Origin of the sequence: Lentibacter algarum (assembly GCF_018860975.1) — a bacterium.
GTDB lineage: Bacteria > Pseudomonadota > Alphaproteobacteria > Rhodobacterales > Rhodobacteraceae > Lentibacter > Lentibacter algarum_A.
In genome coordinates this window covers 114,395-137,258 of the sequence record NZ_JAHKQI010000005.1, presented here as the reverse complement: position 1 = coordinate 137,258, position 22,864 = coordinate 114,395, and the positions used below count along the sequence as shown (strand labels likewise).

Genomic DNA, 22,864 nt, shown 5'->3' with positions numbered 1-22,864 from the left:
TCTGTATGCAAAAACCCGAAATCAGAGATCCTTTACTGCTTGAAACAATTCTCCCTGTGCCAAGTCACAAATTCCGCCCTTGGCCGGTTAGCGAGGCGGTCCGGCACCAAGATATTGCCGGACGAGTTAATCATCGATGTCACAGCTTCGATATCGTTGCTCTGACGGGAAACCAAAATAGTCAGGTCGTCTGCTAACCCAACGAGGCCGCGATCAAACATCCAATGCGCAGTTCCGGAGAGCGCGAGCCCATTGCTCACGATGTCAGGGCCGTCATGCTCTACGGGTCTGATATGAGCGGCTTCCACTTCAGCACGACCACCGCCATTGATCAGACGTAATCCAGTGATGGCGCAGCGTTCGCCGTAGGCGCGCAGGACATTCTTCCTGAAGTTTCGGTCGCGAACCGCGCGGTTGGTCAGCTGGTTGACACGTTCTCGAGCGGGTATGTGTTGGAAAGGTGTTTGAGCATCTTGAAACCCTGGCATCTGCATCGTGTCGCCCACGCGCGGCAAGATGTCCTCATCCCGTCCAAGGCCAAGTTCAATAATTCGAGCAAAGTCTTCAGCGGAAAGGGTTCTGACCGCTGCTTGCGCTCGCCCGGAAATCTTGCCTTGATCGTTCAGCAATCCGCTTTCGATGATTGAATTCTCATCTCGGAATGAAACTGGGTCGCCGAAGTCAAGATACGTTCCTGGCTCTATAACCGCCAAGAACATGTCTGGCTTCCTTGGATCTGGAATGATTTCCTGAACCTTGGCGACAGCAAAGTACCCTTTGGTCTCTTTGACTTTGCTTGGCTCCAGGTAGACGATTCAATCCCCTTCGCACTGCTGGGCACGTGAGAGGTATTGCTTTGGAAACTGATACCGCTCCGAGGGAATGTCGTCGTAGATCGAGTCGCTGCGATGTATGAAGATACCGAAGGCCATCGGATCACCCGCGTTGAAGACGTTCCAGTTTTCGATCGGCCGCGCGTAGGGTCAGTACCGCACCTGTCAAAAATGGAAGCGCCAAGCCAGCTGCGGCGATCGCAAAAATCAGGATGGCAGCAGAAACCGAGTATTCGGCAGACTGTTGTGCCAACGATAGTTGGCCCAAACCAATCAGGTAGAAGACGCTGGTTCCAAGGAAGATCATGTAAAGCGGCCCAAAGGGTTCGATCACCTCACGGCGGGTACGCTCCAAGACTGAGTGCCGCAACATGTTCCAGCGTTTGCTTACCTTGTTCACCAGATTACTCCCTTACCAACTCGATCCATGTGTGCACGTCGTCATCCGTCACTTCACGGCCTTCGACATGCGATTGATACCAACGGGCCACGATGGCCCCGCGCTTCTCGCTTTTGACTTTTATGCCCTCGTCGGTGAGGTGCTTATCCAGCGAGCTTTCGATGTGTTTGAGGGCATCGAAATCATGCCCAACCCGAATGGATTTGGTGCCGAGCAGTAGCCAGGCGACGTCAATATCGTAGCGGCTTTGCATCTTGACGAGGGCCTCGACCGGGACGCCGCGTTTGCCCTTTTCATAGCTGTGATAGGCACGATGTGACACGCCAATGGCTTCAGCCATAGCAGCCTGCGAGATGCCTATCTCATTGCGACAGATCGCTAGGCGAGCGCCAATCTCTGCAAACAATTCAGCATCATCTCGCACCATGCAAGTTTCCCAATTGACGAGTGCGCAATTTTGTATAAACATAGCACAAAATGACGCATATTTACGATTTGACCCATCTGACCACGTCAGAAGGTGCAGAACAAGCGATTCCATGCGTGTCGCCGATTCAACTTAAGCGGACAAGGACGACTGAAATGGCAGAGACCAACTATTCAGACAGCTCTCAGATCCTGGGGCTTGGTAAAACGCCCGCGCAGTGGGTCGAAGTTATGGCCGGGATGGGGATCGATATTTCGGAACGCACCTTGCGCGAGCGCGCCAATGAGACGGGCGCATTTTATCGCCTTGGGCGGACCATGCTCATCACGCCCGCGCAGATTGATACGATTTTTGAAGGAGGCCAGTCATGCCGCTCCAAATTTACAAGAGGGGCCGTGTCTACTGGGCCAAGGGGTGGATTGAATACAACGGCAGGCCAATCGCCGGCCCATACCGGCGAAGCACTAAGGCATCTACAGAAGAGGGCGCACAGGACTGGATAAACCATGAGACCGAACGGCAAATCCGCCGCTATGTCGTGGGCGACGAACCAAGCAAGACGTTCTCCGATGCCATTATGCTCTACAACGCGTCCCCCAAAGCGGCGAAGCAGTTGATCCCGATTGTCGAAGCAATCGGCGACCTGTCGCTAGGCGCGATTTCTGGTGCGCTATTGAAGAGCCTTGGGCCTAAGCTAAAACCCAAAGCGTCAACCGATACTTGGTGGCGCGAGATCGTGACGCCAGCGAGTGCGGTGATTAACAACGCACACGAACTGGAAGGCACGCCTCTGATCCGGGTGAAGCCCTATGACAAGTTTGAGCGGATCGCGCAGGACAAGCGTCGCGGGAAGAACAGCCGCGTCGAACGCAAGCCCGCCGACAAGGAATGGATCGAAGCCTTCTGCCGAGCCGCTGATCCGTACAACGCGGCACTGGTGCGGTTCATGTTCGAGACGGCAGCGTGGATCGACCAGGCTGTCTCGATTGAGCCTGACGATCTGCGACCTTTAGAGAACAAGGTCAGGGTGAAGGCGCAGAAAGGTCATCCGGAAAGCTGGATAACCGTCTCGCCTCAGATGATGAATGAGTTGCTGGCCCTGCCACCGAAGCGGCCCAAGAACCGCAAGACCGGCAAGTTCATGAAACCGCGCGTTTTTGGCTATGGCAGCTCCACCGGTTACAACACGCGCTGGAAGACGATCTGTAAACGCGCGGGCATTCCGTACCTGTCAGCGCATCCCGCCGGGCGGCATGGGTTCTTCACTGAGCTGGTCGTGCGCCAAGGCGTAGACCCGGTCACCGCAGCCAAGGCTGGCCGCTGGTCAGACCCAAATTTGCCCATGCGGATTTATGCCCACGCAGAGACGGATGAGGCCGACATCAGGGCCCGTTTTCGTACAAACCACGTACAGGATGAGGCTGTACAAACACCCAACAGTAAGAAATCACAAAAGGAATAGCGCCATGAACGCATCCCTCCTAAGGGGCAGGTTGCAGGTTCGAATCCTGCCGGGGTCGCCAGTTACATTCAACGTTTGCGCTCGAAGCGTTCGGCCCAGACTTGGCTTGTTGAATCGGCAAGCTTGGCTGTTGGAGGCGTGAGTTCTTCTGCAAGAGACCCGTCGAGCCCGAGCGCGTTTAACAACCGTGACACCTCAGCGACAGGGTCAGCTGCGAGCGCCTCGTAGGTTATCGCAACGGGTTGCAAGTTTTCCTGCGCAAGCCACTGCGCCCATTGCGCGTCATAAGCCTGCAATTCCCGTAGGTGTCGCTCGATTTCGGCTGCGTTATACTGTGGCTCACGAGGGGCCGAGAGGCGCTCAAGCTCACGCCCGTCAGCCGCGCGGTGCCACAGCCCCGTTTGCTCGGCCATTACCCGCGATATTGCCTGATCAAGTTTGTTCTCACGGGTGAGGTGAACATAGCAGGTCTTCCCAAAGGCGCTTTCAATGCGCTCGGCCTCTGTTTTTCCGGCGGGGAACATCCGCGACAATTGCTCTATAAAGTATGCAAAGCTACCGCGCTGCATCCTCAGCCCGAACATACCATTGGCACTGCTACCGCGTCTTTTCGCCGCCGAAACAATGGCCGTGAGCGCATCAAGTTCGGTTGCAAAGTCGCAAAGCTCAAGCCCGTAGTCCTCGGCCCACGCCTTGATCGAGGGTTCGTGAAAATGCGAGTCAGCTGCGCCGGCCACGCCGGTTGCTTCGAGCAGTTTGCATAACAAAGTGCTGCCGCTACGAGGCGTCGAGCAAATAACGTAAGCGTCGTAGCGGGCCCTCACACGCCCTCAACGACCTCTGATTTAAAATCACCGCGCAAAGCGCATTCCAGCAGTTCAAGGTCTTCGGAGCAGTCGGCATAGCGCGTGCTCATCTGCGGCGGAATGACAAAGGCATCGCCAGCCTGCAACGCGCGCGGCTCTTGGCCGTCGGCATGTAGCGTCATTTTTCCTTCCATCACAAATGTGAAATGTATGTCAGCATCGGTCCGTGTTGCGGGGGCCTCGCCGCCTTCAAACCGCACAACCTGAATACCAGCAACACCCTTAGTGCCCTGAGATATCCCCGTATCACGACAGCGAAAACCCGGCACGCGGAATGGCTGCCATGTCGCGCCTTCCTTGACGTGGTGCACAAAGGTCTGCCCCTGCCACTCGCGTGCAGGGTCGCCCACACCATTGGGCAGTGTAAAGTCGTGGTCGATCGTGGTGACATGATCCGCCGGAACACCGATCTCGATCACTTCGATATCAGGCGAGGCATGGCAGACGCGGTGGCGTATTTCTGGCGGCTGAATAACGCAGTCACCGGCCTCAAGACGCATCATATCGCCTTGGTCTTCATAGAGCACATCAACCCAGCCCTTGTAGCAAAAGATCAGCTGAAACCCGACAGTGTGATAATGCACCATGTCGGGCACATCACCGCCGCCGGGCACGCGAATGTGGCTGGCAATGATCGCACCGCCAAGCCTTGTGGGCAACAGGTCGCGGTAGTTCATACCCGCGCGTCCGATCACCCAAGGCGCGCTGTCCCGCAATCGGCGCACATCATACATATGCTCGGTTTTGGGCATCACCATTGGCGGGCTCAACTCGGCAATTTCAATGCGCGTCCCGTTCGGCGCCGTAAGCTCGCGCTGGCCCTCGGCAAAACCGTCCACATCGTCAGTGAGTATTCGCAACGTCCCCGCAGGTTCGCTCGCACCCTTCTCTATTCGCACCCGTAAGCCATGCCCCGACAGCACCGCAACACTCGGATCATCAGCTGGGAAAATCTCGTCAAGCCGCATCCCGAGCACTTTGGTGTAAAACGGCAAATCATTGCGTAGTTCATCTGTTGGCAACCGAACTTCGGCACGTATCTCACTCATGTTTTCAGCCTCCCTCGTGTCTTCTTAAAGCCGTCTCTCGCACGCAGCCTCTTCACGTAAGCGTCGATCTTGTCACTGTCGTAGTCAAACTTCGCACTCGCCGCCCAGTTAAGACAATGCACCAGCAGGAAATCGGGAATGGTCATCTTTTCACCCATCAAAAACGGGCCTTGCAGCTTATCTTCCATAAGCTTCACATTGCGTGCAAATTCCCAGCGCAACGAAGGCTTCACCTCGGGCACGCGCTGCTCTTCCGGCAACACAAAACTATGCCGTGACGCCGCCCAAAGCACGGCATCCAGCTCGTCCAATATCTGGTGGGTCAACGCATCCTGCCTGGCACGCTCGATGCTGCCTGCGGGGTAAGTAAACTGACCGTGTTTGTCGGCCAGATAAGTCACAATCGCCGCACTGTCGGTGATGGTATCATCGCCATCCTTGAACGACGGTATCTTCCCGCTCGGGTTCATTTCATACGCCTCAGGGCTGTGCGGGCCAACGTCGTGATGCACAAACTCAACCCCTAACTCGTCAAGCACCCAAAGCACCCGAAACGCGCGGCTCGCAACACCGCCAAAAACTTCATATGTCATGTCCATGTCCTCTTCGGGCCTACGAGACACCAAGAGAAACTAATGTTCAAGAGAGGGACGCAGGAATCTGGCAGTGCACCAATAGCCACTACGAGCCCAATTTGACCGATGCTGCACGGCGTGCGCATGTCAGGTTAAGGTGGACGCAACACTAGAAGAAACTTGAGTTTACAGTCTTCGTACCTTCCGAGAGCTTTTAACCTCACAAAACATGCGGAATAAATATGGCGACCAAACCGACGCTTTTAAGCAGCGAGTTTTATAGTCGCACAGGACAGGCCTCAGCTCATCCCTTGTCATGGCCAAAGACTGCGCCTGCACTTGATATTATTCAGCGGCTTGAGTGGTTTGATAACAGTTGCCAAATCGAGTGCACCAAAGTCCATCCAAGAAGGCTCCGCACGTTTCATGACCAAGCATACATTGATGCCGCATATACGGCCGAGGCAGAACAAAGCGTCTCGCCCCTTGTTCGCCAGAAGTATGGGCTCGGAACTGGTGACAATCCTGTTTTTCCAAAGGTCATTGAACGTGCGGCCACAGCGCGTAACGCGGTTGTTCGTCCAGCAGCTGCGCCAATCGACGTCAGACTGACCGCGTGATCCCGCCATCCACACGAATGTTTTGCCCCGTGATATAGGCCCCGCCGTCCGAGGCAAGAAACGCCACAACACTTGCGATCTCATTCAGCGAATTACCGTACCGGCCCATCGGGATCATGCTGCGGAACTCTCCTTTTTAGGTTTTCTTGGTATCATCAACGATGTTCATCGTGGCGACACCGCTATTGCCAAGTTCGACCGAGGCGAACGGCCCGCCGTGGCACATATTGCCGGGGTCTTGGCTGTCCATCGGCTCGGTTTCAGCCAGAATGGCCTCGGCAAATTGTTCGGCATTGTCGGTGGGGCGATAGCCCAAGAAGCTGGCTTTGGCGTTATCGACAGGCACGCGGTCATTGTTCGACACGCCGTAAACAACCGAGAAACCGGTTGTTGGTGTCTCGATACACCGCTGCGTCAACTGGATCAGATCGTCATACGACAACCACGACCCGAGGGCGCGCGCGTTGGTCACTTGGGCGCAGGATAGAATGCGCATGTGCACACTTTCCAAGCCCCTTTTGTCCCAATACATCGAGCCTAAGTCTTCGGCAAAACACTTGGCCAAGCCATAGAACGTATCGGGGCGGTGACGCACATCAGTGCCGATAAACTCGTTCTTCGGGTGCATGCCGACTGCGTGAATGGAGCTGCCGTACACCACCCGCTTGAGGCCATGCTGATACGCTGCTTCCCAAATGTTGTAGGCCCCAACGAAGTTCGGCCCGAGCAGTTTTTCAAACGGGCCTTCATCGGCATAGGCACCCATGTGGACGACCATATCCGCGCCTTCCAGAACGCGCATCATGTCATCAAGGCTTGCAAGATCACCCTTGGCATAGGTTTCGCCGTCATAAAGCGCACCAATATTGTCAACGATGTCGGTCGAGACGAGCTCATCGCACATCTTTGACATAGGCTCGCGCAGATACGAGCCAAGGCGGCCAGCGGCACCGGTCAGAACAAGTTTTTTCATATGATCAGGTCTTTCATTTTAAGTTTCGCAACAGACGTCGCAATACGGTCCATCGCTTGTCCCAGGACATTCATAGAGGCGGCAGTTGAAATGCGGAAAAAAGGTGAAAGTTCGTAGGCGCTTCCCGGCACGGCGGCGATACCTGCGTCTTTGAGGATATATGCGGTGACCTCTGCATCATCGCGCAACCTGTCACCATCAGCGGTTTCAGCCCCGATCAGCGCGGCACAACCGATCAGCCCGTAAAACGCGCCACCGGGCGGATCAAGCGTCAGCCCTTCAATCTGCGCGATGCGCTCGACTACCAGATTGCGCCGCTCCTCAAACGCTGCACAAAAACGGCGCACGTCATCTTGTGGCCCGTTCAACGCAGCAGCGGCAGCAGCTTGTGCGATGGAGCAGGCACCGGAGCAAATCTGGCTTTGCACCTTAGTCATTGCAGCAATCAGGGGTTTTGGCCCAGCGCCATAGCCGATGCGCCAGCCCGTCATGGCATAGGCCTTGGACACCCCGTTAACCGTCAGCGTTCGGTCTTTTAATGCAGGGTTCGCGGCGGCAAAGGAAAGGAATGTGCGGCCATCAAACAGGATGTGCTCGTAAATCTCGTCTGACAGGATCAGCACATTTGGGTGTTGCTCAAGCACCTTGCCCAAGTCGCGTAGGTCTTCGTCGGAATAGACCGCTCCTGCTGGGTTTGACGGCAGGTTCAGCATAATCCAGCGGGTCTTGGGTGTGATCGCCGCATCAAGCTGTTCAGGCGTCAGACGAAACCCATTTTCCGCAGGGCATTCAAGCGCTACGGCCTTGCCACCAAGGATCAGCACAATATCTTTGTATTGGCCAAAATACGGGGCGCACATCAGCACTTCGTCCCCGTCTTCCAATGTCGCCATCATCGCGTTGAACAACACTTGCTTGGCCCCGTTGGAGACAATAACTTCGTCCACGCCGTAGCTGAGAGCGTTCTCCCGCGCGAGCTTGTCGACGACCGCTTGGCGCATCTCTAGCGTGCCATTGGTCGGCGGATACCGGGTTTCACCCCGCAAAGCCGCCTGGTGCGCCGCCTCGACGATATGGGCGGGCGTGTCGAAATCTGGCTCGCCAAGGCCAAGGTCAATCACATCCTCGCCACGCGTCTTCGCCTCTTTTGCAGCTTGGCTAACCCAAGCAGAAGCAGAGGGTTTAACTGGATCAAGGCGGGAGGATGCGAACTTCACGACAAACCACCTTTGACTGTAGCCAGCAAGTTATCGGATGCCTTTGCCAAAAGGCTCGCATCGGTGCCGCAGGCAACAAAAGTGAAACCCTCATTGAGCAATTCGGTGGCAAATGCGGGATCAAGCACAAGTGTTCCGACAGGAACACCCTTCGCAATCAACTTTTGAGCTGCCGGTTTGATCAGCGCCCAAACCTCGGGGTCCATCGGTTTGCCCACTTTGCCAATGTCCGCTGCGATATCGCCGGGGCCGAAGAAGATACCGTTGATCCCATCCAGCTCTGCGATCTCTTCGGCCTGTTCAACTGCGAGGCGGGTTTCCAGTTGCAACAATACAGTTGTCTCCTCCTCAACCCGTGCAACATAATCCGTGATACGCCCGAATTTCGTTGCCCGCGTCGCCCCCGATACGCCGCGCACGCCGTGTGGCGGATAGCGTGTTGCGGCGACGGCTTTTTCGGCCTCTTCTACCGATTGGATCATCGGAAACAAGAGACCCGGCGCGCCCAGATCAAGCAGGCGTTTTACCGCAACCGTATCGTTCCATTCGACCCGCACAATTGCGGTCGTATCGCTGGCGGCAAAGGCCTGCATCTGCCCGAGAACGCTGAAGTAATCGTTCGGGCTGTGCTCCATATCAATCAGCGCCCAGTCGTATCCCGCGTGGGCTGTGACTTCGGCCACAAAGTTGCTGCACAGGCTGATCCAGAGGCCGATCTGTTTGTCACCGGCGGCAAGCGCTTTGGTGAAGCGGTTTGGTGCAAGCTTCATCAAATAATCGCCTTCTCAACAATCTTGCGGCCCGCAGGGATGCGGTCAAAGTGAAACTGCGTCATGTCGAGCGTTTTGTAGGCGCCATGCACCATAATCTCGGCCGTGCCACGCCCCATGGCAGGGGATTGTTGCAAACCGTGGCCGGAGAAGCCGTTGAGGAAGAAGAAATTCTCAACCTCCATATGCGGCCCCAGAATGGCGTTATGGTCAAAGGTGTTCATCGCATAATGACCGCCCCATTCGGACTGCACCTTTATCGCCTCAAACTGCGGGATGCGCGTGGCAAGAATCGGCCAGACGTGGTTTTCCCACATGCTATGGTCCATGGCGAAGTCGTCATAATCTACTGCAGGGTCGATATCGGAATGCGCGCCACATTGATATGTGCCACCACCGTTTTCGCGCACGTGGATGCCGGAAGGATCAATCGTCAACGGCAGATCGCGGTCCAGCGGTTTCGCCGCCGAGAAGATCCAGGAATACCGCTTACGGGGTTCGACGGGCACGTCGATGCCCGCCATTTGCGCTGTGCGCGCAGCGCGGGGGCCGGATGCGTTTAACACCTGCCCGCAGGCGATGACCTCACCCGATTTGAGCGTGACGCTTTCAACCCGTGTGCCGGCGGCGTTCTTGGTGATCGCGACAACTTCGTTCTCGACATATTCCACGCCGCGTTCCCTTGCGGATTTGCGCCACCAGTCAAACACGGCTGTGGCATCCCAAAGGCCTTCGTCCACAAGGTTGATCGAGCCCAGAACGATGTCATCGACGTTGTAAAACGGATAGGCCGCTTTGATCTGATCCGGCGTCATCAATTGCGTCGCCGCACCCGCGGCCAGCTGCACCTGCTGGCTTTCGCGCAGCACATCGGCAAAGGCGTCATTATCGGCCAGATACATATACCCGAACGACCGGATCGACAGCTCTGGCACGCGATCATCGTTGCCCATATACCGCGGCAGGTTTTTAACGAAATCAGCCGCGAACTGGCTGATCCGCACATTCAACTCACCGGAAAACTGCTGCCGCATGCATGAGTTGGTATGCATGGTCGAAGTGTTCTCGTAACTCAGATCACGGTCAACAACCAAAACCGTGCCGTCGAAATCCTTGTCATCGGACAAGAACCAAGCGGCAGAAGCCCCCATGATGGCCCCCCCGATGATCACGACATCATAAGATGTGTTCTTGGGTGCTTTGGTTTTCACATCATATCTCCCTTTGCGACGGCAGCTTGAACCTCTGCGATATCCGAGGCAGATAAGTTATAATCCCTGGCGGCAGTTTCGGCCGAGATATACCCCCGCGCCAGATCGCGTTTAACCAGATCAACCGAGCGCTCTGAGGGATCGCCGTAGCCAGCTCCACCCGGGAATGCCATGACGACGCGCCGCCCGTGCGGCACAAATTGCTTGCCCTTGCCGCTCATGGCGCTGCCGTCGTCTTGTGCAATCGTTGTGGGCGCACCTGCCTGACCACCACGTCGGCCACGGGCAGGATGATCGACGCGATCAAACATAGCCTGGATGTCGAACTCGTGGCCCTCTTGCGCGCCGACTTCCATGTATTGGCCAAGTCCGCCGCGCGTCTTGCCCGCGCCGCCTGAGTCTGGCCGCAACTCCTTGCGCCAGATGATCACCGGGCCTGCATGCTCCGTGGCCTCGATCGGCATGGTCATCACACCAGACGGGAAGGCCGTTGCGTTCAGCCCGTCATGTTCAGGCCGCGCGCCGGAGCCGCCGGAGTTGAACGTCAGCACCTCAGACCGCCGCGCAGTTGCAGGGGCCGCTGCGTCGGTACGGGGGCGCAATGACACTTGGAAGTTGCACAGGCAGCCAGCGCCTTCAGCAGGGACCAAGCCCGGCACGATCTTGTCGAAGGCGTTAAACACGGCGTCTGGCACAAAGTGACCCACGATATGGCGCAGGGCCACGGGTGCAGGGTGCAACGCGTTGACGATTGAATTCTCGGGCGCTGTAATCTCGAACGGCGCGAGGCTGGCCGCGTTGTTCGGAATTTCCGGCGCGATGGCGACTTTCAAAGCGTAGCAAGCATAGGCTTTGGCGTAGACCAGCGGGCAGTTGATCCCCTTTTTGTCGAGGCCGGATGAGCCTGTGAAATCCGAGACAATCCTGTCGCCTTCTACGCTAACCTTCACCTTCAGGGTAATGGGGCGGTCAAAGCCGTCCATCGTCATCTCACCTTGTGCGGATTGTTGCGGTAGGGCCGCGATCCGTTCAAGGGTCGCGCGGCGCGAGTTTTCAAGGATGAAATCTGCGATGCCGTTCAGATCGTCGAGGCTAAACTCGGCCATCATTTCGATCAGACGGCGGTGTCCGATCTCGTTGCAGGTGGCCAATGCGTAGATGTCGCCGATCAATTGATCCGGTTCACGTACGTTGCCACGAATGATGCGGGTGAGGGTTTCATCGACCTTGCCTTTGTTGGCGAACTTCATGATCGGGATATAAAGACCCTCTTCGTAAATCGAATGGGCGTCTGCCCCGAACCCGCGTCCGCCAATGTCGACGATATGGGCTGTACAGGCAAAGAACCCGACGTGCTCGCCCTTATGAAAAGACGGTGTGACCATGGTGATGTCGTGTAGGTGGCCGGTGCCTTCCCATGGGTCGTTGGTGATGTAGATATCGCCGTCCTGGATGTTTTCGCGCCCGATGCGACGGATGAAATGCGCAACGGCGTCGGCCATTGCGTTGACATGCCCCGGCGTGCCTGTGACGGCTTGTGCCAGCATTTGACCATCGACGTCATAAACCCCTGCCGAGAGGTCACCGGCTTCGCGCACGGATGTTGAAAACGCCGTGCGCACGAGCGCTTGAGCTTGCTCCTCAACCACAGAGATCAAACGGTTCCACATGACTTGATAGGCGACTTTGGAATGTTGGGTCATTGCGCTGATCCTTTCAATACGATGTCGATACAACCATCAGGCTGGCGGATCGCATCCCGACTGGCGGGGACGATAATTGTGGTTTCATCCTCGACCACGGCTGCAGGGCCTGCGGCGCGTTGGCCTTCGATCATGTCAAACCTGTTTACGATATTCGACTGTAAAAACTGTCCTGAGGCGGCATCGAAAAGCTGACGTGCGCCTATGGCAACTGCCGCCCTCGCCCCGTCTGTTTCGTCCATTCGCGCAACCTTTTCAGGGGGCGTGGTCGCGTTCACGGACCAAACCGTGATCTCGATATCCATGCCCTCAACCGGACGGCCAAACAGCTTGGAATAGTCCTCGATAAAGCGCGCTTCAAATGTCGCAACATCAGGGTTCATCGCCTGCTCTTCGGTCAGCTCGATGGGGATTTCCCAACCTTGGCCCGAATACCGCATGTAGACTTTGAATTCCGACAGGATCGGGCTGACCTCATCACAGGTGCGGACAAATCCGGTGGCCTCGGCTTTCAGATCGGTGAGCAGTGATTTGATACGATCGCCGTCAAAATCACTGAGCTTCATGTAAACCGAGCGGTTCGCCTCAAAGCTAAACGGTGCGCGTAGGAAGCCGATGGCCGAGCCAACGCCCGCACCCTCCGGCACCAGCAAACGCTCGACACCCAGCTTTTCACACAGACGGCCAGCATGCAAAGGGGCCGCCCCGCCGAAGGCGATCATGGTGTAGTCCGACAGGTCTTCACCGTTTTCGACTGCATGAACACGAGCTGCATTGGCCATGTTTTCGTCAACCACTTCGGCCAGGCCAAAGGCGGCTTCAACGGCGTCCATATCAAGTGTGTTGCCAACATGGTTGGACAACGCCGATTTCGACGCTTCAGGGTGCAGTTTTATTGACCCACCTGCGAAATTTTCCGGGTCGAGCTTGCCGAGCACAAGGTCTGCATCCGTAACCGCGGGGCGCGTCCCATCCCGCCCATAACAGGCAGGGCCGGGTTCAGAGCCTGCGCTTTCCGGCCCGACGCGGATCTGACGCATCGCATCCACATGTGCAAGCGACCCGCCACCAGCGCCAATCTCAACCATGTCAATCACCGGGATCGATATCGGCATGCCCGAGCCTTTTTTGAAACGGTAGGTGCGGGCAACTTCAAACACACGGCTCGTCTTGGGGGTTTGGTTCTTGATCAAGCAAATTTTTGCAGTGGTGCCGCCCATGTCAAAAGAGAGCACTTTGTCCAACCCATAACGCGCGGCGATATGGGCTGCGAACACAGCACCACCAGCAGGGCCGGACTCAACCAAGCGCACAGGGAAATCAGCAGCGTTCTGGATAGAAATAATCCCGCCGCCAGAGTGCATCAGGAAGATACGGCACGCCACGCCTTCAGCCTTAAGGCGGTCCTCAAGGCGGCCCAGGTATGACGCCATCAGCGGCTTGATATAGGCGTTGGCGACGACGGTGTTGAACCGTTCATATTCGCGCATCTGCGGGCTCACCTCAGACGAGATCGACACAGCCACATCAGGCAGCTTTTCGGTCAGAACCTCGCGCACCAATTCTTCGTGGGCGGGGTTGAGGTAGGAGTGGATCAAGCCCACGGCGACACTCTCGAACCCGCCTTTGGCGATTTGGTCAACGACGGCCTCGACCTCGGCACGGTCGATATCGATCAATACCGCGCCATTGGCATCAACGCGGCCACCAACCGTAAACCGCATCTGACGCGGCAGCAGCGGATCAGGCAGGTTTAGGTTCAGATCATATTGCTCAAACCGCGACTCTGTGCGCATCTCAATGACATCGCGAAACCCTTCTGTCGTGATCAACGCGGTTTTGGCACCGCGCCGCTCAATGAGCGCGTTGGTGGCCAGCGTGGTTCCATGAATGATCTGGTCAATCTGGCTTGGGTCAATGCCCGCCTTGGCACAAACCTGATGCATACCATCGATGATTGCGTTCTCGGGGGCTGCGTAGGTTGTCAGAACCTTGGTTGAAAATGATTGCCCATCACTTTCCAGTACAACGTCCGTGAAGGTACCGCCGATATCGACGCCGAGGCGGTTGGATGTCGTTGCCATCTTGGGCTCCTGCTAGTTGTTACACATGCAGGTGACCTGAAACACTTCGAATAATCAAATTGATTAATTTAATCACCCTGATCACTTTTTGTAATCTACGGGAGGTGCATCGCTGTCTTTGCTATTCGCGAGGCCTTTTCAACATAAAGAGCAGACCGCGCCGGGGCGTAGCGCGCAAAGAACGACAAAGGATCAGGGAGCCAATCGGCGTCAATTTTATGCAGCTCACCCGCTAGAATTTCGCCTTGGACCAGCCGTTCTGGCAAAAGTGCCACCCCAAGACTTTCAAGCACCATGGGAACGCAAGCAGACAAAGCGCTGCAATGCACAATCCGCTCGCGGCGCAAACCCTGCACCGTCGCTATCTCATGAAGTGCTGCGCAAGCCTGAGTATGCTTGGCGTGCGTCAACACGGTAAGATCAAACAACTCCGATAAGGACGGCTTGGCGCTGATTTCGTGAACAATGTGTGGATGTCCAACCCAGCAATAAGGTTCTTGTCCCAAAGGCTCGCTCGCAAAAGCCTTCGATTTGAACGGCCCTGTTTGCAGTGCAAGATCAAGCTGCCCCTCCATCAATCGGGCGTCAATCGCCGTCGACAGATCGACCTCCAACTGTATGCGTAGTTTGGGATAGGCGTCTTTCATCAAGCGCAAGAAGGACTGGAGCCACGTGCAGGCCACAAGCTCTGTGACGCCTAGCCTTAGGGTCTCCTCGATCAATTCCTGCCTGCCTGCTTCTTCAATAAGCGCTTCTCCGGCCCAAAGAACCTCGCGCGCTTTCTGGAGCAGCTTTTCACCATCGGCGGTCAAACGAACCGATCCTGCATCCCGTATCAACAAGGTGACATTTAGCGCAGCCTCAAGCGCCGTGATCCGTGCCGAGATATTGGGTTGCGTTGTCCCGAGGGCCGAGGCCGCTGCGCGAAATGTTCCGCTATCAACCACGAAGGCGAAGGCTTCAAGCTGCTTAAGGGTGATTTGGCTTTTAATCATTTTTACCTCAGCTATAGCCGCGCCAGCACAAGGCGGCTTTGTCCCGCATAGCAGACTTGCTCACTCCAGAAACGGCTTTCAAGCCAACGCCTACCGCCGCCCTAGGGCTGCGAGCCTGATCAGCGCGCGCTCAACCAGTGCCATTTGCGGTGCGGTCTGCCCAGCGCTGCGCAGTTGTAAGTCGGTGTCGACAAGCACAGCAAGCGCGTCTTCCAGACGGCGCATGTCCCACGCCTGAGCTTGCTTTAGCATCCTGTCACGGCGCGGGCCGAACACCGGAGGGCGCAGGCGTGATATCCCCTGAGCCGCACCACCTGCATCGCTCTTGGCTGCAAACAGCGCCTTGAAGTGACGCGTTGCGCCGATGCACAGGCCAACAGGCTGCACGCCCTGCGCCTTGAGCTTCGTTAACAACGGGCCGATCTCGCCCATCTTCGCCTCGGCAACCACGTTCAGCACGTCGTCCAACGCGGCCTCGGTGCTGGCCGGAGCACAGGCTTCAATGTCGGCACTGCTCACCTCGGAACCATCGCCCAGCTTATAGAGCGAGAGCTTCTCTACCGTCTGGCGCAAATCGCCCGGCCCCAGCTCGCGGCTCAAAGCCACCAAATCGGTCATCGCATCGTTGGAGAAACTGCCAAGTCCACCTTCCCGCAACATGCCTTCGATCTCGTCGCGGCTCGGTGGGTCATCATAGAGACCGACAGCATAAGCATTGCGATGCCCCTCAAAGGCCTTGCGAATTTTGGATGTTGCCTTGAGTTGCCCAGCAGTGACAATAATCTGCGCATCGCCCTCGGCCCAGTCTTCCAGAGCAGCAAGAATGGCAGGCGCGGAATTGTCATTTGCATCTTCAACAAAAGCAACCCGCGGGCCGGGAAAGAAGCTAACCGCCTTCACTGCGTCCAAAAGCTTGGCCGGGTCTTTGCGCAACTCACCCGCTGGCATCCGCGAAAGGCGCATTTCCTCGTCGCCCTTTGGGCCGATCAGTGCCTTAATGACTTCCTGCCGCTTGAGCGCAACGCGCATCCCGTCAGCACCATAAATCAGCAAACCAGTGCGCGCCGCGTCTGGCTTTTTAAAATAGCCGTTCGCCTCGCGCGCACTCAGCTTCATGTCGCGGCGCTCAAATCAGCGAGCGTCAATCGTGTGATGATCTTGTCACCCAAGATCACCATCAGCCGCTCGTTCGCATCACGGCTCGCAGCTTGTGTCGCGGCTGTCGTGCCTGTGGTTGAGTAGCCGGTGAAGCTCTCGACAGTTCCGGTTGTCACCACTTCACCGCTTGCCAAATCGCGCAGCGCATAGGTTGCTTTGCCCAGCAGGTTAAACCGTGTTGCAACGTTCTCGGCGGTGATCGCCATGCGCTCCTCGTTAAGCTGAATAGCGATAGACAACCCAAAACGCGGCCCCGTAGGTTGACCAAGGCGCTCTTCAAGATGCCGCACCAACAAGTAGCCCTCGCGGTCACGGGGGGCGTCAACCTCAACCGCGTTGAGCAGTGCGCGCGCCTCGCCTTGCGGGCCGTAGACAGGCGTAAACCCGCAAGCCGACAAGCCAGCAAGCGCCACAGCGCCAAGCACAAACGTTCTTCTATTCAAGCGCATCTAATTATCTCCTCGGCAGAAAACGAATTCGATGCGCGTACAACGCCTATCTGTTTCGCTGCGTTTCGCGAAGCATACTGTGTTAGTGTTTTCGCGAAACGCTTTAAGCAACGACATTCACAATCCGCCCCGGCACGACAATAACCTTCTTAGGTGCATTGCCGTCAAGCGCGCGCATCACGCCCTCTTCGGCAAGTGCGAGTTTTTCAACCTCGGCCTTGTCCATATCCTTCGGAACAGTGATCTCACCGCGCCGCTTGCCGTTGACTTGCACAGGCAGCGTGACGTTGTCTTCAACCAACATCGCCGCGTCAGCGACAGGCCAAGGCGCAAGCGTGCAAAGCCCTTCACCGCCGAGCATCTCCCAGACAGCCTCTGCGAGGTGCGGTGTCATCGGGCTCATAAGCTGCGCCAAGGTTTTCGCCGCCTCGCGCTTGGCCGCGCCGCTGGCTTTTGACTTCGCGACAGTGTTGGTGAAGCCATACAGTTTCGCAATCGCGGCGTTGAAGCCAAAGCTCTCAACACCCATGGTCACATCATGCACAGCCTTATGCGTTTCACGCAGCAGTTGCTCGTCTGCCTCGGGCGAGCCTTTGGCATCTGCGTCAAGCTCGCTCGCAATCCGGTAAACACGGCTCAGGTGCTTGTGCGAGGCTTCCGCCCCCGCCGCTGTCCACTCGACATCACGCTCGGGCGGGCTGTCAGACAGCACAAACCAACGCGCCGTGTCAGCGCCAAACGCCTCAATAATGTGCAGCGGGTTGACCACGTTGTTCTTTGACTTTGACATCTTGGCAGAGGGGATAACCTCAACCTCGCGCCCGTCGCTCAGCACAGCCTTGTCACCCTTCAGCTCAACTTCCTCAGGGTAGTGATAGACAGGCCGCCCGTCAGCGCCCTCGGTCTTAAAGATCGCATGTGTCACCATGCCTTGCGTGAACAGCGCATCAAACGGCTCTTTGGCGCTTTCCGGCAGGTGCCCGCAAATGTTCATCGCCCGTGCAAAGAAGCGCGCGTAAAGCAGGTGCAAAATCGCGTGCTCAACACCGCCGATATACTGGTCAACATTCATCCAGTATTCAGCATCAGCCGCCTCTGTCGGCGTCTTGGCACGCGGCGCAGTGAAGCGGGCAAAATACCACGAGCTGTCAACGAACGTGTCCATCGTGTCTGTCTCGCGCTTGGCAGGTTTGCCGCAAGCAGGGCAAGCACAGTCACGCCACGTCGGGTGCCGGTCAAGCGGGTTGCCGGGCTGATCAAAGCTCACATCATCGGGCAGCTCAACAGGCAGGTTTTCTTTCTTCTCGGGCACCACACCGCAAGCGTCACAATGCACCACAGGAATAGGGCAGCCCCAGTAACGTTGCCTAGAGAGCCCCCAGTCGCGCAGGCGGAACTTGGTCACACCCTCGCCCCAGCCCTCGGCCTCGGCCTTATCAATCGTGATGTTGATAGCCTCTTCGCCCGTCGCAACATCAAGCCCCGCAAAGTGATCAACCCAGCGCACCTTCTCTGTCTTGGCGGGCACGAAGGCTTCCTTGGAAACCGGCGTGTCATTGTCCAAAGCAAAGAACGTGTCGATCACCGGCAAGTCATACTTGCGGCAAAAATCAAGGTCGCGTTGGTCGTGCGCCGGGCAAGCAAAAATCGCGCCCGTGCCGTAATCCATCAAGATAAAGTTGGCGATCCAGACAGGCAGCTCTTCGCCCGTCAGCGGGTGCTTCACTTTTATGCCTGTGTCAAAGCCAAGCTTCTCAGCGGTTTCAATCGCCTCTTCTGTGGTGCCGCCTGCGCGGGCCTCGGCCAAGAAAGCATCAACCGCCGCATCGCCCTCCATCGCCTTCGCAATAGGGTGATCGGGCGAAATGCCGACAAACGAAGCGCCATTGAGAGTGTCGGGCCGCGTGGTGTAAACCGAAATCGCCTCACCGCCATCAACCCGCTCAAAAGCAAACTGCAAACCGCGGCTCTTGCCGATCCAGTTCGCCTGCATCAGCTTCACTTTGGCAGGCCAGTTATCAAGCCCGTCAAGCGCCTCAAGCAGTTCATCTGCCATGTCTGATATCTTGAAGAACCACTGTGTCAGCTCTTTACGCTCCACAAGCGCACCCGAGCGCCAGCCGCGCCCGCCTTCAACCTGCTCGTTGGCCAGCACAGTCATGTCAACCGGATCCCAGTTCACCACAGCATTCTTGCGGTACACCAAGCCCTCTTGCAGGAAGTCGAGGAACAGCGACTGCTGCTGCCCGTAATATTCGGGGTCACACGTGGCAAACATCCGCGACCAGTCAAGCGAGAGGCCCAAAGGCTTCATCTGCTCAACCATCTGGTCGATGTTGTCATATGTCCACGTCTTCGGGTGCCCGCCAATCGCCATAGCAGCGTTCTCGGCTGGCATGCCAAAAGCGTCAAAGCCCATAGGGTGCAGCACATTGTGCCCCGTGCTCAGCTTATATCGCGCAATCACATCGCCCATCGTGTAGTTGCGCACATGGCCCATGTGCAGCTTGCCCGACGGGTAGGGAAACATCTCAAGCACATAATACTTAGGGCGGCTCGGGTCGCGCTCGGCCTTAAAGACCTCTGCTTTGTCCCATGCTTCTTGCCATCTGGCTTCAATTTCGGCGGCGCTATATCGGCTCATGCGTGTCTCTCGGTGTATTTGTGTCAGGCGCAGCTAATAAAGTGTTTTGCCTTCAGGTTAAATCGCCAATTCTCGCAGGCGCCAACACCACGTCTAAAAGCTGCCCAAAAGTCAGCCGCACTGCCGCCCAGAAAAACAGCAGATGATCAATTTTCAACCAACTCCAAGAAACCCCTCAACATTTTGTGCGCTTGCAGCATTTTCTTCTTGAAGTCACGCCGCAATGCGGCAAATTGATTACACATAAAGGCATTTCTCTTCTCCTCCCTTTTGGGAAATGCCTGATAACAAAGCCAAAAGCACTACACCTCCTCCCGTAGTGCTCACGGTATAAGTAGTCCAACAGACAGTGGCCGGGTTGCTCTCAACCCGGCCACAACTGTCATGTCCTCCGGCTTTTCATCCGATCACAACACGCACAGCAAACCCGCAACAAAATTTACCTGTTGTCGCCGTTCTCGTGCCATAGTCTTGCGTAAAAAGAGCACAAACAACTCGAGCATGCTTACATGAAGATCCTATTCATCCATCAAAACTTCCCCGGTCAGTTCAAACACCTGGCGCCTGCGCTGGCCAAGCTCGGGCACCAGACCGTCGCGCTCACCCTGCGTGTGGACAAACCGACAAACTGGAACGGCGTTCGGGTGCTGCCCTACAAGCTCAAAGCGCGGCAGGGCCAGAACGTGCACCCTTGGCTGATAGATTTTGACACCAAACTCACCCGCGCCGAAGCCTGTTACCACGAGGCCGTCAAACTCCGCGAGGCAGGGTTTACCCCTGATATCATCATCGCCCACCACGGCTGGGGTGAGTCGCTGTTTTTGAAAGACGTGTGGCCCAACGCCAAACTCGGGCTCTACTGTGAGCTCTATCATCAGGCCGACTACCCGCACACCGGCTTTGACCCCGAGTTCCAGCCAGTGATCAAACCCGTCGAAGCCCTGCGCCTGCGGATGAAGAACCTCAACAACCACGAGCATTTTGACATCGCTGATGCTGGTATCAGCCCGACACACTTTCAGGCCGACACCTTCCCGGCCGAGTTTCGTGACAAGATAACTGTCTGCCACGACGGCATCCACACCGACGTGCTGACACCCGATGAAAACGCCAGCCTAACGCTGGAAACCGGTGAGACACTCACCCGCGATGACGAGTTGATCACCTTCGTGAACCGCAACCTCGAGCCATACCGCGGCTATCACATCTTCATGCGCGCCCTGCCACGGCTGCTCAAAGAGCGGCCCAACGCCAAGGTGCTGATCGTCGGCGGTGATGATGTCAGCTATGGCGCACGCCCCGCCAAAGGGCTCACATGGAAGCAGATATTCATCGACGAGGTGCGCGGCAGTATCCCGACCAAAGACTGGCAGCGCGTGCATTTCCTCGGCCGTATCCCCTATGACAAGTTCCAAAGCCTGCTCAAAGTCAGCCGCGTGCATGTCTACCTGACATACCCCTTCGTGCTGAGTTGGTCACTGTTTGAAACCATGAGCGTTGAGGGCGCGATCGTCGCCAGCAAAACAGCGCCGGTCGAAGAGGCTATCCAACATGGCGTTAACGGGCGGCTGGTTGATTTCTTTGATAAGGACGCACTGGTCGAAGAAACCTGCCGCCTGCTTGACGCACCCGAAGAGCGCGCCGAACTCGGCCGCGCGGCCCGCAAACTGATCGTCGAAAACTACGACCTCGCCAGCACATGCCTGCCCAAACAGCTTGAGTGGGTTAATGCTTTGGCGTGAAAGCCTAAAGCCTGCCGTCTGCAATCCGCATTTGGCGCGCGCGGTTGAGGATAGCGTCTTCAACGGCACGTTGTGTGCCAGCCGCAACCGATCCGCCGCGTGACGAGAGCGCAACATTGAGCGAACGTGCGTCAAGCGCCGGATCGTCGATATAAACTGTCGCACGGTAAGAGCGTCCGCCGCCGGGAGGCGTGCCATAGCCAAACACGATAACACCTGTGAACGGATCAACCGACTGCACCGGCATAAAGCTGAGCACATCAAGCGAAGCGGCCCAAAGGTAGCGGTTTACCTGAACTTTTGCTTCGGTGTTCTGGCGTTTGAACGCGTCCCATATCGACTGACCGTCGCCTGTCTCGGCACTTGGGGGCAATCTGCGCGGTGTCGATGATGTCGCTGGGTCGGCGTCTTGTGTTGCCGCTGGCCCGATACGGCCAAGCGAAGAGCCGCGTCCACCGCAGGCTGCCACTGACGAGATCAGAGTAAGAAGGGCTACAGACTTGATAACACGGCTAAGCATAGGTGAGTTCCGCTCGTTTATTTGCATGTCTGTCCTACCCAAGCACATGGCTCGGGGCAAGCCTTTATGGAGGGTGCCTATATATAAGGAGCATTTTAGCCAAATTTGAGGTGTCACATCACTGTGGCAGGGATGCACCATTTTCGCCAGCAATACAGTAGGGTCATTCAGCATGCTTGCAATGAACACCCGTTTGGAGCGAAACACTGTTCATACCCACTGCGGATTCCCCGTTTTGGGCAACTGACATGAAACTCGAGGGAATAATCATGAAAAAGATTCTTTTCGCTACGACAGCTCTCGTTGCAACAGCTTCTGTTGCTGCAGCTGACGTATCATTCAGCGGCTACGGCCGTTTCGGTATCCGTTATGACGGCGCGACAGGCGACACAGACCTGACACACCGTCTGCGTATCCAAATCGACGCAACAGCAGAATCAGACGCTGGCGTTACATTCGGTGCACGCGTTCGCATCCAGCAAGACCGCGGTCACGCGCTTCTGGGCCAGCAAGGCATCAACGGCGCACGCTTCTTCGCACGCTCAGGCGGCCTTGAAGTTGGCGTTGGTAACATCTTCGGCGCACTCGAGTGGATGCCCGGCCAATACCCAATCGACCTCGGCCTCACAGGCCTTGGCTATGAGTACGTAGCATACGCCTTCGGCGGTGACGCATACTCATCAAACGGTCCTGGCGCACACGGCTCAAACGGCATCGAAGTGATGTACTCAGCTGGTGACTTCTCAGCACACATCTCTGCTTCAGACACGAACGACCGTATCGCCGCATTTGGTGCGTACACGTTCTCAGGCTGGACAGTTGCTCTTGGTGTTCAAGACTCATCACTCGCAACTGACACTGAGTGGACAGCGACTGTTGGCGGCAACATCGGCCCAGCAACTGTTGGCCTCGCATACGCCGACAACGGCACAGCCGGCGACCGTCTCGTTCTGTCAGCTCGTTTTGACGTAGGCGCAGCAACAAACGTTGAAGCATACTACGCTGATGACTCAGCTGCTGGCGAAAGCTACGGTATCGACTTCAACCACGACCTCGGTGGCGGCACATCGCTCCGCGGTGGTATCGTTCAGACCTACGCTGGCGATACAAACGCTGACTTCGGTGTTCGCTTCAACTTCTAAGCTTTAGAAGAAGAACGAGTATTA

At 56.6% G+C, this 22,864-nt stretch carries 22 protein-coding genes; 4 read left to right on the top strand and 18 right to left on the bottom strand.

Annotated elements, in window-relative coordinates; all coding sequences use genetic code 11:
• Nucleotides 1-32: 32 nt before the first annotated feature.
• The 3 genes from KO498_RS04980 to KO498_RS04970 all read right to left on the bottom strand — a co-directional run bounded on the left by KO498_RS04980 (nt 33) and on the right by KO498_RS04970 (nt 1,660).
• A complete protein-coding gene (locus KO498_RS04980) occupies nt 33-719 on the bottom strand; it encodes an HNH endonuclease (RefSeq protein ID WP_252731277.1) in 687 nt (228 codons plus the stop codon).
• A 217-nt stretch (nt 720-936) separates the two neighbouring features.
• Nucleotides 937-1,233, bottom strand: a complete 297-nt coding sequence (locus KO498_RS04975; RefSeq protein WP_215958788.1) for a hypothetical protein — start codon at nt 1,231-1,233, stop codon at nt 937-939.
• Nucleotides 1,234-1,237: 4 nt separating this feature from the next.
• A complete protein-coding gene (locus tag KO498_RS04970) occupies nt 1,238-1,660 on the bottom strand; it encodes a helix-turn-helix domain-containing protein (protein WP_215958787.1) in 423 nt (140 codons plus the stop codon).
• Nucleotides 1,661-2,027: 367 nt separating this feature from the next.
• On the opposite strand from KO498_RS04970, the gene KO498_RS04965 reads away from it, so the two are divergent.
• A complete protein-coding gene (locus KO498_RS04965) occupies nt 2,028-3,122 on the top strand; it encodes a tyrosine-type recombinase/integrase (protein ID WP_215958786.1) in 1,095 nt (364 codons plus the stop codon).
• Nucleotides 3,123-3,190: 68 nt separating this feature from the next.
• On the opposite strand, the gene KO498_RS04960 is transcribed toward KO498_RS04965, so the two are convergent.
• Genes KO498_RS04960 through KO498_RS04950 form a run of 3 tightly spaced genes read right to left on the bottom strand, consistent with a single transcriptional unit; the run spans nt 3,191 to nt 5,630 of the window.
• Entirely contained in the window at nt 3,191-3,946 is a 756-nt protein-coding gene (locus tag KO498_RS04960) for a Stf0 family sulfotransferase (protein ID WP_215958785.1), read from the bottom strand.
• Complete coding sequence (locus tag KO498_RS04955) at nt 3,943-5,037, bottom strand: cupin domain-containing protein (protein WP_215958784.1); 1,095 nt, start codon at nt 5,035-5,037, stop codon at nt 3,943-3,945. Before KO498_RS04955 ends, KO498_RS04960 begins: the two co-directional genes overlap by 4 nt.
• The gene (locus KO498_RS04950; RefSeq protein WP_215958783.1) at nt 5,034-5,630 is read right to left on the bottom strand and encodes a glutathione S-transferase family protein; all 597 of its coding nucleotides are present in this window, start codon (nt 5,628-5,630) and stop codon (nt 5,034-5,036) included. The genes KO498_RS04955 and KO498_RS04950 overlap by 4 nt, the downstream gene beginning before the upstream one ends.
• Before the next feature lie 224 nt (nt 5,631-5,854).
• Between KO498_RS04950 and KO498_RS04945 the strand changes: the two genes are divergently transcribed.
• The gene (locus tag KO498_RS04945) at nt 5,855-6,232 is read left to right on the top strand and encodes a hypothetical protein (protein WP_215958782.1); all 378 of its coding nucleotides are present in this window, start codon (nt 5,855-5,857) and stop codon (nt 6,230-6,232) included.
• Here the strand turns inward: KO498_RS04945 and KO498_RS04940 are convergent.
• From KO498_RS04940 to leuS, 11 genes are all read right to left on the bottom strand, one after another.
• On the bottom strand, nt 6,216-6,341 hold the full coding sequence (locus KO498_RS04940; RefSeq protein ID WP_252731275.1) for an SDR family oxidoreductase: 126 nt from the start codon (nt 6,339-6,341) through the stop codon (nt 6,216-6,218). The genes KO498_RS04945 and KO498_RS04940 overlap by 17 nt on opposite strands.
• Before the next feature lie 27 nt (nt 6,342-6,368).
• Nucleotides 6,369-7,205, bottom strand: a complete 837-nt coding sequence (locus KO498_RS04935; protein ID WP_215958781.1) for an NAD-dependent epimerase/dehydratase family protein — start codon at nt 7,203-7,205, stop codon at nt 6,369-6,371.
• Nucleotides 7,202-8,422 carry a pyridoxal phosphate-dependent aminotransferase gene (locus KO498_RS04930; RefSeq protein ID WP_215958780.1) on the bottom strand — a complete coding sequence of 407 codons (1,221 nt, stop codon included), beginning with the start codon at nt 8,420-8,422 and terminating at the stop codon, nt 7,202-7,204. Before KO498_RS04930 ends, KO498_RS04935 begins: the two co-directional genes overlap by 4 nt.
• Entirely contained in the window at nt 8,419-9,192 is a 774-nt protein-coding gene (locus KO498_RS04925) for an HpcH/HpaI aldolase family protein (RefSeq protein WP_215958779.1), read from the bottom strand. Before KO498_RS04925 ends, KO498_RS04930 begins: the two co-directional genes overlap by 4 nt.
• Nucleotides 9,192-10,403: an NAD(P)/FAD-dependent oxidoreductase gene (locus KO498_RS04920; RefSeq protein ID WP_215958778.1), complete on the bottom strand. Its 1,212-nt coding sequence runs from the start codon at nt 10,401-10,403 to the stop codon at nt 9,192-9,194. Before KO498_RS04920 ends, KO498_RS04925 begins: the two co-directional genes overlap by 1 nt.
• The gene (locus tag KO498_RS04915; RefSeq protein WP_215958777.1) at nt 10,400-12,106 is read right to left on the bottom strand and encodes a hydantoinase B/oxoprolinase family protein; all 1,707 of its coding nucleotides are present in this window, start codon (nt 12,104-12,106) and stop codon (nt 10,400-10,402) included. Before KO498_RS04915 ends, KO498_RS04920 begins: the two co-directional genes overlap by 4 nt.
• A complete protein-coding gene (locus KO498_RS04910) occupies nt 12,103-14,190 on the bottom strand; it encodes a hydantoinase/oxoprolinase family protein (protein ID WP_215958776.1) in 2,088 nt (695 codons plus the stop codon). Before KO498_RS04910 ends, KO498_RS04915 begins: the two co-directional genes overlap by 4 nt.
• Before the next feature lie 95 nt (nt 14,191-14,285).
• Nucleotides 14,286-15,185 (bottom strand): LysR family transcriptional regulator, encoded by a 900-nt coding sequence (locus tag KO498_RS04905; RefSeq protein WP_215958775.1) that lies wholly within the window; start codon nt 15,183-15,185, stop codon nt 14,286-14,288.
• Between the two features lie 90 nt (nt 15,186-15,275).
• Nucleotides 15,276-16,301 (bottom strand): DNA polymerase III subunit delta, encoded by a 1,026-nt coding sequence (holA, locus tag KO498_RS04900; protein ID WP_215958774.1) that lies wholly within the window; start codon nt 16,299-16,301, stop codon nt 15,276-15,278.
• On the bottom strand, nt 16,298-16,792 hold the full coding sequence (locus KO498_RS04895; RefSeq protein WP_215958773.1) for a hypothetical protein: 495 nt from the start codon (nt 16,790-16,792) through the stop codon (nt 16,298-16,300). Before KO498_RS04895 ends, holA begins: the two co-directional genes overlap by 4 nt.
• A 103-nt stretch (nt 16,793-16,895) precedes the next feature.
• Nucleotides 16,896-19,436: a leucine--tRNA ligase gene (leuS, locus tag KO498_RS04890; protein ID WP_215958772.1), complete on the bottom strand. Its 2,541-nt coding sequence runs from the start codon at nt 19,434-19,436 to the stop codon at nt 16,896-16,898.
• A 509-nt stretch (nt 19,437-19,945) separates the two neighbouring features.
• Between leuS and KO498_RS04885 the strand changes: the two genes are divergently transcribed.
• On the top strand, nt 19,946-21,178 hold the full coding sequence (locus tag KO498_RS04885) for a glycosyltransferase family 4 protein (RefSeq protein ID WP_215958771.1): 1,233 nt from the start codon (nt 19,946-19,948) through the stop codon (nt 21,176-21,178).
• A gap of 4 nt (nt 21,179-21,182) precedes the next feature.
• Here KO498_RS04885 and KO498_RS04880 read toward each other — a convergent pair whose 3' ends face one another.
• On the bottom strand, nt 21,183-21,698 hold the full coding sequence (locus KO498_RS04880) for a DUF3576 domain-containing protein (protein ID WP_215958770.1): 516 nt from the start codon (nt 21,696-21,698) through the stop codon (nt 21,183-21,185).
• A 269-nt stretch (nt 21,699-21,967) separates the two neighbouring features.
• On the opposite strand from KO498_RS04880, the gene KO498_RS04875 reads away from it, so the two are divergent.
• On the top strand, nt 21,968-22,840 hold the full coding sequence (locus KO498_RS04875) for a porin (RefSeq protein ID WP_215958769.1): 873 nt from the start codon (nt 21,968-21,970) through the stop codon (nt 22,838-22,840).
• The last annotated feature ends 24 nt before the right edge of the window (nt 22,841-22,864 follow it).